The sequence below is a fragment of the Lysinibacillus sp. G01H genome (genome assembly GCF_028872195.1).
Taxonomy (GTDB): Bacteria; Bacillota; Bacilli; order Bacillales_A; family Planococcaceae; genus Lysinibacillus; species Lysinibacillus capsici.
In genome coordinates, this window is record NZ_CP118397.1 from 3,155,649 (window position 1) to 3,169,811 (window position 14,163).

The window sequence follows — 14,163 nt, forward strand, 5'->3', positions numbered from 1 at the left end:
ATTAGACAGTCTAATCGGGTATATTTATTTTAGTCATCCAAAAAATCATAGGGAGAGACATCATTCATACCAATCATTGGATGAATAAAAGGGGCTGTTTCTACTGTTAGCTTTTGTTCAATGGAAACAGGCTCCTGCGTCACTTCATTTTCAACTGACACTGCCTCGACTTCCACAAGTTCTTCCTCAATTTCCATTGGGTTAAGTCTTGCACGTAAAGAGGTGAAACGCTGTAGGTCATCTGTACGTTGTAAACCATCTGCAAGTACATCTGGTTCACCACATAAAATCAAAAAGTTTTTAGCACGTGTAATACCTGTGTATAAAAGATTACGCCGTAACATTTTGGAATACCCTCTAACCACTGGCATAATGACCGTTTGAAACTCAGAGCCCTGTGATTTATGGATGGAGCAACAATAAGCTAGTGTCAATTGATTGAGATCGCTTCGTTGATAGGTCACTTCAATGCCATCAAAGGATACGATCAATAAATCTTGTTTTTCGACCGTCTCTTTCGCCTTAATAATACTAATGACCTCACCCATATCTCCATTAAAGACATTGCTTTCTGGTTGATTGACAAGCTGAAGAACTTTATCCTTTATTCGATAGGTTACATCCCCAAAGACTAGCTCTTTTCGTGTTCCAGTATCATTTGGATTAATAAGCTCTTGAATCATTTTATTTAAATTATCTATCCCAGCTGGTCCTTTATACATGGGTGCCAACACTTGGATATTACGGATTTCCTGACCCTTTGCGACAGCACTTTTGACAACCTGTGTTACAACGTTGGCAACTTGATCGGCTGAAGCCTTAATAAACGAACGATCAGAGGTTTTAGCTGTTAACTCTTTTGGAATCGTTCCTTTTTTTATTTGATGGGCAAGTTCAATAATCGTTGAGCCTTCTGCTTGTCGGTAAACATCTGTTAACTCGACGGTTGGTAGCTGCTTGGATGCTAATAAATCCTTTAATACCTGTCCTGGACCTACTGGTGGAAGCTGATCCTGATCTCCTACAAAGACAACTTGAACATCTTCATGTAAAGCTTTTAATAATTGATGGGCAAGCCATGTATCAACCATGGACATTTCATCCACGATAATCAACTTACCTGTCACTTCACGCTCTGTTTCTTCCTCTTTTTCTTGCCCTGTAAAACCGAGCAGTCGATGAATGGTCATCGCAGGTAGCTCTGTTGATTCGGCTAATCGTTTAGCAGCACGTCCAGTCGGCGCACAAAGAATAATCGGAAAAGGCTCCTCTTTTTGAGCATACTCTTTTGGATTTAAGGATAGGCCATGAAGCTTTGCATACACTTCTACGACTCCCCGTACAACAGTGGTTTTCCCCGTACCAGGACCACCCGTTAATATCATAACAGCTGAATTTAAAGCCTGCTCAATGGCATTCGCTTGTGTTTCTGCATAGGTAACATTGAGTAGCTCCTCTGTTTCTCCAATGGCTTTTCGAATTTCATCTTTACTAAAATGCTCAGCCTTATTATTCCGTTCGATAAGCGATAAGATTTTCGATGCAATCCCTACCTCTGAAAAATACAGTGACGGTAAATATAACCTTGTCTCTTCACCACAAATTTTGCCTTCTTCACGGAGTCCGATGCAGGCTTGAGAAATATCTTCGAATGGTATCTCCTGTCGTTGGCTTTGTTCAAGCATTTCCTTAACGAGCGGTAAAACATGTTCTGCATCTAGATAGACATGTCCATCTGATAAAGCTGCTGTATTTAAAATATGTAAAATCGCTGCTTTGACACGATCAGGATGTTTACCAGTTATACCTAATTTTGCACCTAGCTCATCAGCTCGAAAGAAACCCACCCCTTCCACATCTTCAATTAAGCGGTATGGATTCTCTGTCAATAATTCAATGGCTTCTGTTCGATAGGTTTGATAAATTTTCATGCCGAGCTGTGGACCAAATCCCCACTCATTCAATTGAATCATGATCCGCTCTAAACCTAAGTTTTGCTCAATGGTGCGGTGAATAACTTCTTTTTTTTCAGCAGATAGACGCGGAACAGCATCGAGGGCATTAGGATCTTCTAAAATAACACGGAGTGCATTCGCACCTAGTTTTTCAACAATCGTTTCAGCTGTTTTTTTCCCGACTCCTACGAAGAGGTCACTAGATAAATAATGAATAATTCCTTGCTCAGTTGCAGGCACTTCTTTCGTAAATGTCTCAATTTGAAATTGAGCACCGTATTTAGGATGTTGTTTTAAAATACCAGTAAATCGATATTGTTCGTCCATTTGTAGTGGGGGAAAATAACCAACAACAATAATTTCTTTATCTTCATATTGCAAATTCGTCTCTTGAATTTTCACACGTACAATCGAATACATATTTTGCGCATTATGAAATATAGAGACGATCGGACGTCCGAGTATAAAAAATTTATTGAGTTCAAATAAATCTAAATGATCTGTCATGTTCGGTCCGTCCTTTCTTATAGTTTTCAATCTTTTTATTTTACCATAGCCACATGAAAATATCGCAGACAAAAATAGATTCGCTTCGTTATTTTTACATTATTTTGACAAATGACAATTCTCTGCCTTTATCCTCCGTTCCATGCTATGATTAATATGAATTAGTTGCACGGAAGGATTGTGAAATTATTGGAATTTAGACCTTGCATCGATTTACACGATGGCAAAGTAAAGCAAATTGTAGGCAGCACTTTGGGATATACAAATCAAGCAGTTGTTGAAAACTTTATTTCTCAACATGACGCTAGCTACTATGCACAAATGTTTGCCCAAGATCGTTTAACAGGTGGACACGTTATTATGCTAGGCTCTGGTAATGAAGAAGCTGCCCTATCCGCTCTAACAGCCTATCCTCAAGGCTTGCAAATAGGTGGTGGCATTACGGCTGACAATGCTCAAAAGTATATTGATGCAGGTGCTTCGCATGTCATTGTCACATCCTATATTTTTCATGATGGTCAGCTCGATTTAGCACGTTTAAAGCGTTTAAATCAATTAATTGGTAAAGAACACCTTGTCATCGATCTCAGTTGTAAGATGCGTGACGGGAAGTGGTTTGTCATGACAGATAAATGGACAACATTTAGTCACTTCGAAGTCAATGCTGCGTCGATTGCCTATATTGAAGATTTTTGTGATGAGCTGTTAATACATGCTGTCGATGTTGAAGGAAAAAAGGGTGGCATGCAGGAAAGCTTGGTACAGGACTTAGCTGCTTGGACATCTATCCCAACTACTTATGCAGGCGGCGTCCGATCTATTGAAGACTTAGAAAGATTTAACCAATTAGCCAATGGAAAACTTCATGTAACCATTGGGAGTGCGCTTTCTATTTTTGGTGGCGATTTACCTTATACAGATGTAGTAGAATATTGTAAAAAAGGCGGGATTTTGTGAAGCTTATTTATAAAGATTATATTTTTCCATTTCAAGAAACTAATTTAGAGAGAATTATAGATGGTAAATATTTCAAAGTGAATAAAAAAGATAATTCTCTTGCAATTCAAGTGCAACTTGACAACGAACAAATGTTATTGGAATTTTCAAAATCACTAAAGGCAACATGTGGGTTCTTACGCGATCAAGAAACTGAGCCTTATATCGGAACCTATATTGATTTACAAGTTTTCGTTGATGAGTTTAATAAGCGTTATAACTTAAATGCTGAAATTATTAGTTAAAACATGGGGACAGATGGTTCCCTTTGTTTTAACCTCAAATCCTCTTCTGCATTCTTCCTTGCCCCTATTTCTGAAACCTTTTCATTGTCATGTGAGTTATATATTGTATAGCATAACCATAAGGGGTTTACCTGACAAAACTACATACTCAATATGTCCTTCCTTATTTTTTTATGCTCCCTGCTCTTCTAATAGGGATGATCACCATGATCTCCTATGGCGTAGGCTTTCATATTTGGATACAGAACTTGCTCATCTGGGTTGTTGGCATTAGTTTTTGCTATGGAATGTCAACAAAAACTACCCTAAAATTTTTAGATATTAGCCCTCTTTCTATTACAACTGTTTTAATCGTTCTACTCATTATGCCCTTTTGGTTTAATGGAATAGAGGGTGTCCATCGATGGATAACTTTTGGCCCGTTTAATTTTTATATAGCTAGTATTAGTTTGCCTCAATTGTTTATTTATTGAGTTTTTCAATCAATAACCATTTATCATTTACGATAGGATTCATGTTCCTCATAGAAGGTATATATTAATGCAACCTGATGCAGGACAAATCACTGCGTTTGCTTGTGCATCCACTATTATTTTATGGAGAGCTATAGAAAATTCGATTTGGAAGTACATTTCACTGCTCTTATTCGCTTTTTTTGTCATCGCATCATGGATTTTTCTTGATCATTTAGCTCCAGTCCCATATGTGGAGCAAATTATTTTTTAGTGGCTGACATGGGCAGTATTTTGCTTTTTTTAGGTGTTTTAGCACTCCTATTGTTAATTTATCCATTCTTTGTCCCATGGAAAAAAGATACCTTGTCATTAGCTTTAGGCTTATATTTTCTAATGACAATCCTTGTCACGTTCGTGGGTCATTTTCCTATGCCTATTATGGGCTATGGCATTTCACCAATTATCGGCTATCTCATTGCCATCACAGCTATACAAAAATTAAAAATCGAACAAACCAAAAAAGAAAGGATTTACAAACGATGAAAACTGAACTAGAAGTAAACACTTTAAAATCATTTCAAACTGAATTAACACGCTTCTTTTTAGCTTACAAATTTGCTCTACAGGAAGTGGAAACGAAAATTAATATATTACAAGAAGAATTTAAGTTAATTCATGAATATAATCCAATTGAGCATGTATCTACACGTGTAAAATCACCTAAAAGTATTTTAACGAAGATGATGAAAAAAGAGCTTCCTCCATCAATAGAGGCTGTGCGTGAAAATATCCGCGATATAGCTGGTGCTCGCATCACCTGTTCCTTTGTGGAGGATATTTACAAGGTAAGTGCCATGTTACAAGCACAGCATGACATGGAAGTTGTTGAGGTGAAGGATTATATAGCCAATCCAAAAGAAAATGGCTACCAAAGCTTACATCTTATTATTAAAATTCCTATCTTTATGTCAGACCATATGGAAAAGGTCTATACAGAGATCCAAATTCGTACAATTGCAATGGATTTCTGGGCAAGCTTAGAACACAAAATTTATTATAAGTATAACAAAGAAGTACCTGAGCATATTCGACATGAATTAAAGGATGCCGCACTACAAGCAGCTGAATTAGATCGAAAAATGGAGCGACTGAATAAGGAAATCAATATTTTAAAAGAAAATGAAGCCGAGCCTTCATTGCTAGACAGTACCCCCATCGCACATTTAGCGAAATACTTAACGGAACTACCTGGCAATCAAATAATTGATGACACTCTATTCAAAAAGTAAATTTATTCTATGGTTTAGTCGTCAAATGAAAAACCCACCTCACACGCTGCTTGATCACAGAATGTGAGGTGGATTTTACTTTTTATTCACTATTGCGCTTTCCTTGTAGATTTCGTTGCTACAAAAAAGGAGAAAATAAGAGCACCAATAGCAAAAATAAAGGTAGCTATATATACATAACTGACGCCATTCGCAATAGTATCCTTTAAAAAGCTTACTTCTTCTAATTTAAACCCACCTTTTGCAAATTCACCATTTAATTGAATTTCACCTTTTCCTAATGAAGCCATTTTTTCACTCGTTGCTAGGTTGAAAATCATACCAAATAGTGCTGCACCAATCGCTTGGCTAAATGTATTTGTAAAAGAGTTCAAACCAATTGAAATACCAAGTTGCTTTGGATCTGCCACCTTTTGTATGGAAATCATCAACATCGGCATAATAAAGCCCATCCCTAGTCCAATTAATGATGATGCGAAATAAACGCTGAAATCACTAGAATCTGAAGATAGTCTTGCCAACAATAGTGTACCCGTAACAAGTAAAATCGTACCCATTTGGATAATGCGTTTATTTGTTAAACGACCGATTAAATAACCTGCCATAATCGAGTTCACCGTCCAAAAAATAGACATTGGTGTTAATAATAAACCAGCCTGCGTTGCATTTTTGCCTAAAACACTTTGAGCAAATATAGGAATATAAACGGTTACACCAATGACAATAGACATACCGCTTAAAGTTAATGCATTAATGACCATTAGTCGTCCATTTTTAAATAGTGTTAACGGAATAATTGGCTCCTCTGCTCGTAACTCCACCCAGATAAAAATACTTAAGAATACAAGAGCAACACCGTACATTAGCAGCGATTGACCTGATAACCAGGTTTGTGTTTTACTGTTTTCGATAATAACAAACAGTAACGCAACCATGCCAATTGTAAAAAACACTGCACCTAGGTAGTCAATTTTACGCTTCACTGCCTCTAGTTGTTCTTTATAATGTTTAGCAATTAAATAAATAGAGGCTAAACCAAACGGTACATTAATGAAGAAAATAAAATGCCAAGATACTTGGTCAACTATAAAGCCTCCAAATAACGGACCTACTACACCAGAAACGCCCCATACCATACTTAAATAGCTTTGTCCTTTGGCACGCTCTTTTTCAGTCTTAAACAATTCACCAACCATTGTTAATGTAATCGGTAAAATTGAACCTGCGCCAATACCTTGAATTGCTCGAAAAACAATTAATTGCTCCATGGATTGAGCTAAACCACATAACATAGAACCTACTAAAAAAATAATGATACCTGTAATAATCATCCGTTTACGACCAAATAAATCGGCTAATTTACCAAAAATAATCGCCGCTATGGCTGAAGCTAGTAAATAAGCAGAATAAATCCAGCTTATTAAGTCTACACCTAATAAATCAGCCGTAATACTCGGAATAGCAGTACTAACAATAGTTCCCTCAATTGCAGCGAGTGCTGTTACAAGTAATAGTGCCATAAATACTTTATTCATTCTGTCACCTTTTCCTTTCCTGCATGACATACATTACCAAGTTTGAACTAGAATTAAAAGAGAAAGAGATTCAATTTATGAAAAAATAAACAATGTTTTTCTGTTTTACTAGATAAAATCAATAAAAAAGCAGCAAGAATGTAATTCAACATTCACTCGCTGCTTATTATCTATCAGTTAAATCGTTGAGCAATCATATCGTAAATATAACGTGCTTGGTCATATTCAGGTTGTAAGGTAAAGGCTTGTTTCAAATGATACATGGCATCTTCTGTTTGTTCAGTGGACACGGCATATAGTACGCCTAAATTATAATGTGCATCGGCATTATTCCAATCCTGTTCAATCAAGAGATCCAGTTCCTTCTTCCCTTCATCAAACATTTCTAATGCACATAGTACTATCGCATAAGCTAAACGAATCTGTGTATCTTCTGGAGCAATCTCTACTGCACGTTGTAAATAAGGTAATGCCAATTTAGAGTTATCCATACGTTCAAAGCATTTCCCCATCATATAATAGACATCGGCACCTTCAATATGATGGTTTAGCGCTTGCTCATATAGCTTCACAGCCTCGGCATAGCGTTCAGCATTGTAATATAAATTGGCTAGACCGTAATAGGCTGTAGCTGCTGATTCATCCACAGTGATTGCCTTTTGGAAGAAACGTTCTGCACGTTCAGTATCCTCTAATACGGCTAATAAATTGCCGAAATTTACATACCCAATAGCATTTTCAGGCTCTGCCTCAATTGCTTTTGTAAATAGTTGAGCAGCATCCTCATAACGTTTTTCTTGAAATGCTTGGATGCCCTGTTCATTATAATTCATTTGTTCTTCACCTCTATGTAGCGAAAGACTGCTTTTAGGAAGCCAAGAGGCCATAAAAGCAGTCTTAACGCAATTTATCCAACATATGTTAGTTTTTCATTACTTTTAAAGACTTCATCAATCGTTCCGCCACCCATACATTCTTCTCCGTTGTATAGCACTACAGCTTGGCCAGGTGTAATTGCACGTACAGGTTCTGCAAATGTAATGTGTGCACGCCCATCTGGTAAAATTTCAACTTCTACTGGTGTATCGGTTTGACGATAACGGAATTTTGCTGTGCAAGAAAATTTCCCAGGCAATTTTTTTGTCGAAGTATAGTTCATTTTCACAGCTGTTAATGATGTTGAATACGAATATTCATTGTCAAAGCCTTGTCCGACAAGTAGAACATTACGTGCTAAATCTTTTCCTAGCACAAACCAAGGTTCACCGTCTCCACCAATACCAAGCCCGTGTCGTTGACCAAGTGTATAGTACATTAAACCATCGTGTTGGCCCATTACAACGCCATCCATTGTTTCCATTTTGCCAGGTTGCGCTGGTAAATATTGACTTAAGAACTCCTTGAAATTACGTTCACCGATAAAGCAAATGCCTGTTGAATCTTTTTTCTTGGCCGTAGCAAGGCCTGCTTCTTCTGCAATTTTTCGTACTTCTTTTTTCTCTATATCACCAATTGGGAACATTACATGCGCTAATTGCTCTTGCGATAACTGATTTAAAAAGTATGTTTGATCTTTGTTATCATCAACGCCACGTAACATTCTTACTTCACCATCACCACTACGATCAATTCGTGCATAGTGACCTGTTGCTAAATAATCAGCGCCAAGGTTCATGGCATGCTCTAAAAATGCTTTAAATTTAATTTCTTTATTGCACATAACATCAGGATTTGGTGTACGCCCTGCTTTATATTCTTCTAAAAAGTATGTGAACACTTTATCCCAATATTGTTTCTCGAAATTGACAGCATAGTATGGGATACCAATTTGATTACATACTTTTATCACATCGTCATAATCTTCCGTTGCTGTACAAACACCGTTTTCGTCCGTATCATCCCAGTTTTTCATAAAGATTCCGATTACTTCATACCCTTGTTGTTTTAACAAGTATGCCGCCACCGATGAATCTACCCCACCTGACATGCCGACAACAACTCGAATTTTAGATGGGTCACGTGTTTCTTTCATTGTGGTCACCTTTTCTTTTATCTAATTACAGTTTATGTTTCAATATTTTAACGAAACATAACATAGGTATTTTGCAAATTATTTTTTAGCTAGTTTTTTCACGATTTGAGCCGTTTTTTCTGCTGCATCTTGAATATCCTTTTCCGTTAAACCCTGCCCAAAGCTGAATCGGATGGAATTTCGTAGCTCCTCTGCACTTTGTCCAAACATTGCTACTAACACATGTGATGGATCAATCGACCCAGCGGTACATGCAGAACCACTAGATACACAGATTCCTGCCATATCAAGATTCACTAAAAATGATTCTACTTCCATGCCCTCAAAGCTAATATTTAAAACATGTGGCAATGACTGCTCTTCATCACCATTAACATGGAATGCTAGCTTTTCCTGTGAAAAAACAGCAAGCATAATTTGCTTAAAGTGATTGTATAGTGAACGCTTTTCTTCACGCAACTCATTTGCAACTTGCACGGCAGTCGCAAAAGCTATAATGGCAGGTATATTTTCAGTACCTGCACGACGTTTTTTCTCTTGTGCGCCCCCAAGAGCGTAACTTGCTAAGGGTGTTCCTGCTTTTTGATAAAGGAATCCAACACCTTTTGGACCGTTGATTTTATGAGCAGATACACTTAATAAATCCACCTGTAACTCATTTACATTAATGCGCTCTAAGCCATAAGCCTGAACCGCATCTGTATGGAATATAGCACTATGCTCACGCAATAACGTGCCAATTTCAGCAATTGGCTGAATCGTTCCTACTTCATTATTTCCATACATAATTGTTACTAAAATAGTATCATCACGAAGGGCTCTTTTGACATCCTCAATCGCGACACGCCCTTTTTGATCGACAGGTAAATAGGTCACCTCAAACCCATCACGTTCAAGTTTTTCACAAGTATGTAATACTGCATGATGCTCTACTTGCGTTGTAATGATGTGTTTTCCTTCATTTGCACGGGCATAGACCGTTCCTAAAATTGCCATATTGTCAGCTTCTGTGCCACCACTTGTGAAAATAATTTCCCCTGCTTGCGCACCAATTGATTTCGCCAATAGCTCACGCGCATCATCTAGATATTTCCTTGCTTCTCGACCAGCTTTATGAATACTCGATGCATTGCCAAATACCTGCTGCATAGCAGTCGTCATCGCTTCTATTACTTGGCCATTCATTGGAGATGTGGCCGCATGATCGAGATAGATATATGAATTCATGTTGAAAACTCCTTTTTAAACTCTGTGACATCCGCCAGAGGCTTTCGCTTGATTCAGTTAATGCTTGTAAAATCAATACAAGTATTCTTCACCCCACTATGACAGGGAGTCTTCCGTACTTGGTGGTTCATTTTAGTACAAAAACATTTGCTGAATCGAGATAAAAGCACAAAACCCACATCACTCATCATAAAAATAGTCATTGGGATGTGAATAGTTCACAATCTCCCAATAAGATGAAGTGAATGCAGGAGTAGCGCTTTAGCTTAAACTATTTTAAATATAGAACATGTAGCCTTCCACTACATTTTCTTCTGTATATTGTGCTAAATCTTCAATTGTTGTTGTATCTAACACATTTTTTACTGCATCACGAATACGTAGCCATAATTCACGTTGCGGTGCTTCTTCATTTTCAATACCCTCTACTGGTTGAATTGGCCCTTCTAGCACACTAATAACATGGGCTGCTGAAATTTCGCTAGGTGGATTTGCTAGCATATAACCACCATAAGCACCACGTACACTTTTTACTAAGCCTGAATTACGAAGCGGAGATACTAATTGCTCTAAATATGCCTCTGAAAGTTCCTTTTCCGCCGCAATTTTACGCAAAGGAATTGGCCCTTCCCCATAATGCTTTGCTAATTCAATCATAATTGTAAGCCCGTAACGGCCCTTTGTTGAAATTTTCATTTTATCACCCTCAATTAGTCTAGTCAAAATACTACCAACAGTATATCATAATCTCCTCTTGATGAACTCGGAAATACACCTAGAAGGATATGATATACTAATTAAAGCGATTAAAAATCGTTTAAAATCCATACGAGTGCTTTATTTTAGCGTAAAAAAATGTATGAAGCAAAAAATGACAATGACAGAAAGGGGAAGTTATTTTGCACAATGAACCACTCGCTTTTCGAATGCGACCTTTAACCCTTGATGAAATTGTTGGTCATCAGGATTTCATAGGTCCCAACACAGCCCTTTATAAAATGATTCAAAATGAACATGTCCCTTCCATGTTGCTATATGGAGAACCTGGAATCGGTAAAACATCCATTGCCAATGCCATTGCAGGAAGTTCCAAGCTCCCTTTCTTCGCACTTAATGCCACACGAGCTGGCAAAAAAGATGTGGAAGATATTGTACAAGAAGCCAGAATTTCAGGGAAAGTAATACTTTTCTTAGATGAAATTCACCGTTTCAATAAATTACAGCAGGATACGCTGTTACCACATGTAGAAAATGGATCAATTGTATTAATTGGTGCCACGACAGAAAATCCTTATCATGATGTTAATCCAGCGATTCGTTCACGTTGTGGAGAAATTTACCAGCTAAAACGCTTAACGAAGGAAAATTTAATCGAACTAGTTGAAAAAGCACTTGCTGATGAAAGACGGGGATTAGGTAAGTATCATTTTGCCTTAACACCATCACAAATTGAACAAATTGCAGCCGCAGCAAACGGAGATGCACGAAAGGCATTAACTTTGCTAGAATCTATTTACTATGCCAGTGACGAGGTGGATGGACAAACGGTTGCTGCCGACCATGTTATTGAACATCTCATTAGTCGAATTGGGGTGTATGGCGATAAAAAAGGATCACATTTTTATAATTTACTATCAGCCCTGCAAAAGTCTGTGCGTGGCAGTGATACTAATGCTGCTCTGTATTATCTAGCACATTTATTGGAAACAGGCGATTTAGTGGCTGTCAGCAGACGCCTACTTGTTATGGCCTATGAAGATATTGGTCTAGCTAATCCCGACGTCGGACCTCATATATTAGCTGCTATTCAAGCAGCAGAACGACTAGGGCTACCAGAGGCACGTATCCCACTTGCCAGTGCTGTCATTGAAATGTGCCTTGCCTCAAAGTCCAACTCAGCCATTGTGGCAATTGATGCTGCTATTAAGGCTATTCATGAAGGCAAAACAGGTGATATCCCTCATCATTTGCGAGATGCTCATTACGAGGGTGCAAAAGATTTAGGACACGTCGGCTATCAATATCCTCATAACACACCGATTGGTACTTTTGGTGGTTGGGTAGACCAGCAATATTTGCCAGACGAACTTGTAGGAACTGAATTCTACAAACCTGTTATTGCTGGTGAGGAAAAGCGCATGGCTGGCATCTACGACAAACTAAAATCATTTCAAGATAAGAAATAATAAAACAAAAGCAAAGTCACTATCTTAAGTAATTGCAATGACTTTGCTTTTTATATACCAACAGGATAGGCTGCTCTAGCAATCATCCTGTAAAGCTCGGGTTATTTGTCGTATATCGTTCTTGGTAAAACAAATTTAATGGTTCAGCTAAATGTCGAAGTAATGGCAAAATGGATTCTTTCACATCTCCTTCATTTGCCTTACTATGCAAAAAAACAATCAAATTATACGACTGATACAATAAGCTCGCGAACTCTTGATTGTTTTCTCTTACCTCAAAGCGAATTGCTTTTACAGCAATTGCTTGTGCAATTTTTTGTTCTCTTGTTTCACAGGAAGGCTCCTTACTTAATGCATCATCCGACACTCTGTATAACCGTTTTAATGCGCTATATACCTCTTTATTTCCACTAAATCGATCTTTTAACCATTTCAAGACAAATTGCAAAAGAATGACTGCATAGATAAGAGAAAGACATTCATCGCCTCGTGATTTTTTTGCTAAGCGCTGGAAATATTCTGCTTGTGTGACTAGTTCAAAAAGAATTAAACGTATTGGATAAAGCATGGCATGACCGCTATTAATGTACAGCTTTTCTCGGTCTCTATACATAGCCAACCAAATATCTTTGACCAATGAAATAGATTTCCTTGTTGAGAGCGCTAATTGACATTGAATAAGCTCCTGTTCAATTGTCGGTCGGATAAGCTGTAGAAATAAAAGTTCATCTTCCTCACTAACTAATAAAAGCGGCTTTTCCAAATTCGCCAAATCTATTTCTATTCCATTTACAATCATTGCTTAGCCCCCTTCCAATAAGTTCTTACAGCGTTAAGCAGAGTGAGCACATATATTACCAATTTTCTAACTATAATTCGACAAAAAAACATAAATACCTTTCAAGATAATATGCCTTTTTACTTTCTCCACAATAAAAAAGAATCCACGCTACTAAAAAAGGCAAGTAAATCACTCTCTTTCCACATCGAACATTGTAGAAAAACTGATTTAATTCCTATTAGTTACGTAGATTCTTGACGTATAGGCTATTTTCAGAAAATAGATAGTCTATTATTGTCTAAGGTCTATGCCGGAAGTTCTTGATCCACAAATAATTTAAACTGTTGAAGACATTGCTTCACTTCACCTTTTTGTGACAGCACTTCGTTGCGTATGTTTGTTGCTTTTTCTTCATCCTCTAGCACTTCAGTTAAAAGAGCCATGATATCTTCTAATAATTGCTCATTCTCTTCCTGCTCAATACTTGGTAAGGAATAGGCTGCTATGGTTAATAAATGCTCTACTTTTTCAGGTGTTTCTTGCAAAGCATTCGAAGAATAATAGGTCGATGCAGCTAAAAAGTAGCATAATTTTGCACAACAATCGATAAATAAATGCCAATACGTATTTGCTTTCGGTAATTCCCCTGCCCGCTGATTAATATATTCCTTATAATAGGTAGTGACTTGTATATATAAAGGATTCAATTCTCTCATGGCTTTCGGATAGTTGTTGGATGTATCCAAATAGTCAAATACAATGGCATTCATTTTCTCTTGAAGTTTCACAATATCTAAATGATCACGAATTACTTGAATTTCCATTTTCCCACTCTCCCATATGTCATTTGCTGTTTAGCTTCCTGGCTATTCACTGAGTAGCACCAAGCATCCCAAACAAACAGATCGATTATCTAATGGATGATTCAAATTATAGCAATAAACCATCTGAAGTA

At 37.4% G+C, this 14,163-nt stretch carries 13 protein-coding genes; 5 read left to right on the forward strand and 8 right to left on the reverse strand.

What is annotated here, in order from left to right; all coding sequences use genetic code 11:
• Positions 1-29 precede the first annotated feature (29 nt).
• The gene (recD2, locus tag PSR12_RS16095) at positions 30-2,462 is read right to left on the reverse strand and encodes an SF1B family DNA helicase RecD2 (RefSeq protein ID WP_274769731.1); all 2,433 of its coding nucleotides are present in this window, start codon (positions 2,460-2,462) and stop codon (positions 30-32) included.
• A gap of 189 nt (positions 2,463-2,651) precedes the next feature.
• Here recD2 and hisA point away from each other — a divergent pair, with 189 nt between their 5' ends.
• The 4 genes from hisA (at position 2,652) to PSR12_RS16115 (ending at position 5,447) form a co-directional block, all read left to right on the forward strand.
• Complete coding sequence (gene hisA / locus PSR12_RS16100; protein ID WP_257520235.1) at positions 2,652-3,419, forward strand: phosphoribosylformimino-5-aminoimidazole carboxamide ribotide isomerase; 768 nt, start codon at positions 2,652-2,654, stop codon at positions 3,417-3,419.
• Entirely contained in the window at positions 3,416-3,703 is a 288-nt protein-coding gene (locus tag PSR12_RS16105) for a hypothetical protein (protein ID WP_004226823.1), read from the forward strand. Before hisA ends, PSR12_RS16105 begins: the two co-directional genes overlap by 4 nt.
• 734 nt (positions 3,704-4,437) lie before the next feature.
• Complete coding sequence (locus PSR12_RS16110) at positions 4,438-4,701, forward strand: hypothetical protein (protein ID WP_274769734.1); 264 nt, start codon at positions 4,438-4,440, stop codon at positions 4,699-4,701.
• On the forward strand, positions 4,698-5,447 hold the full coding sequence (locus PSR12_RS16115; protein ID WP_274769735.1) for a GTP pyrophosphokinase: 750 nt from the start codon (positions 4,698-4,700) through the stop codon (positions 5,445-5,447). Before PSR12_RS16110 ends, PSR12_RS16115 begins: the two co-directional genes overlap by 4 nt.
• Positions 5,448-5,536: 89 nt before the next feature.
• Here the strand turns inward: PSR12_RS16115 and PSR12_RS16120 are convergent, their stop codons facing one another.
• The 5 genes from PSR12_RS16120 to cymR all read right to left on the reverse strand — a co-directional run bounded on the left by PSR12_RS16120 (position 5,537) and on the right by cymR (position 10,937).
• Positions 5,537-6,982 carry an MDR family MFS transporter gene (locus tag PSR12_RS16120; RefSeq protein ID WP_274769737.1) on the reverse strand — a complete coding sequence of 482 codons (1,446 nt, stop codon included), beginning with the start codon at positions 6,980-6,982 and terminating at the stop codon, positions 5,537-5,539.
• 173 nt (positions 6,983-7,155) lie between these two features.
• Positions 7,156-7,815 carry a tetratricopeptide repeat protein gene (locus PSR12_RS16125; RefSeq protein ID WP_221679973.1) on the reverse strand — a complete coding sequence of 220 codons (660 nt, stop codon included), beginning with the start codon at positions 7,813-7,815 and terminating at the stop codon, positions 7,156-7,158.
• Between the two features lie 74 nt (positions 7,816-7,889).
• A complete protein-coding gene (mnmA, locus tag PSR12_RS16130) occupies positions 7,890-9,014 on the reverse strand; it encodes a tRNA 2-thiouridine(34) synthase MnmA (RefSeq protein WP_274769738.1) in 1,125 nt (374 codons plus the stop codon).
• 78 nt (positions 9,015-9,092) lie between these two features.
• A complete protein-coding gene (locus PSR12_RS16135; protein ID WP_274769740.1) occupies positions 9,093-10,241 on the reverse strand; it encodes a cysteine desulfurase family protein in 1,149 nt (382 codons plus the stop codon).
• A 276-nt stretch (positions 10,242-10,517) separates the two neighbouring features.
• Positions 10,518-10,937, reverse strand: coding sequence for a cysteine metabolism transcriptional regulator CymR (gene cymR / locus PSR12_RS16140; protein WP_004226809.1), 420 nt, complete (start codon positions 10,935-10,937; stop codon positions 10,518-10,520).
• 203 nt (positions 10,938-11,140) lie between these two features.
• On the opposite strand from cymR, the gene PSR12_RS16145 reads away from it, so the two are divergent.
• Positions 11,141-12,427 carry a replication-associated recombination protein A gene (locus tag PSR12_RS16145; protein ID WP_274769741.1) on the forward strand — a complete coding sequence of 429 codons (1,287 nt, stop codon included), beginning with the start codon at positions 11,141-11,143 and terminating at the stop codon, positions 12,425-12,427.
• An 82-nt stretch (positions 12,428-12,509) separates the two neighbouring features.
• On the opposite strand, the gene PSR12_RS16150 is transcribed toward PSR12_RS16145, so the two are convergent.
• Positions 12,510-13,226, reverse strand: coding sequence for a hypothetical protein (locus PSR12_RS16150; protein WP_221679968.1), 717 nt, complete (start codon positions 13,224-13,226; stop codon positions 12,510-12,512).
• Positions 13,227-13,513: 287 nt separating this feature from the next.
• On the reverse strand, positions 13,514-14,032 hold the full coding sequence (locus tag PSR12_RS16155) for a hypothetical protein (protein WP_221679967.1): 519 nt from the start codon (positions 14,030-14,032) through the stop codon (positions 13,514-13,516).
• Between the last annotated feature and the right edge of the window lie 131 nt (positions 14,033-14,163).

Coding starts and splice junctions, on each gene's coding strand:
- recD2 (WP_274769731.1), bottom strand. CDS start 2,462: ATGACAGATCATTTAGATTTATTTGAACTCAATAAATTTTTTATACTC.
- PSR12_RS16110 (WP_274769734.1), top strand. CDS start 4,438: ATGGGCAGTATTTTGCTTTTTTTAGGTGTTTTAGCACTCCTATTGTTA.
- PSR12_RS16115 (WP_274769735.1), top strand. CDS start 4,698: ATGAAAACTGAACTAGAAGTAAACACTTTAAAATCATTTCAAACTGAA.
- PSR12_RS16120 (WP_274769737.1), bottom strand. CDS start 6,982: ATGAATAAAGTATTTATGGCACTATTACTTGTAACAGCACTCGCTGCA.
- PSR12_RS16125 (WP_221679973.1), bottom strand. CDS start 7,815: ATGAATTATAATGAACAGGGCATCCAAGCATTTCAAGAAAAACGTTAT.
- mnmA (WP_274769738.1), bottom strand. CDS start 9,014: ATGAAAGAAACACGTGACCCATCTAAAATTCGAGTTGTTGTCGGCATG.
- PSR12_RS16135 (WP_274769740.1), bottom strand. CDS start 10,241: ATGAATTCATATATCTATCTCGATCATGCGGCCACATCTCCAATGAAT.
- cymR (WP_004226809.1), bottom strand. CDS start 10,937: ATGAAAATTTCAACAAAGGGCCGTTACGGGCTTACAATTATGATTGAA.
- PSR12_RS16150 (WP_221679968.1), bottom strand. CDS start 13,226: ATGATTGTAAATGGAATAGAAATAGATTTGGCGAATTTGGAAAAGCCG.
- PSR12_RS16155 (WP_221679967.1), bottom strand. CDS start 14,032: ATGGAAATTCAAGTAATTCGTGATCATTTAGATATTGTGAAACTTCAA.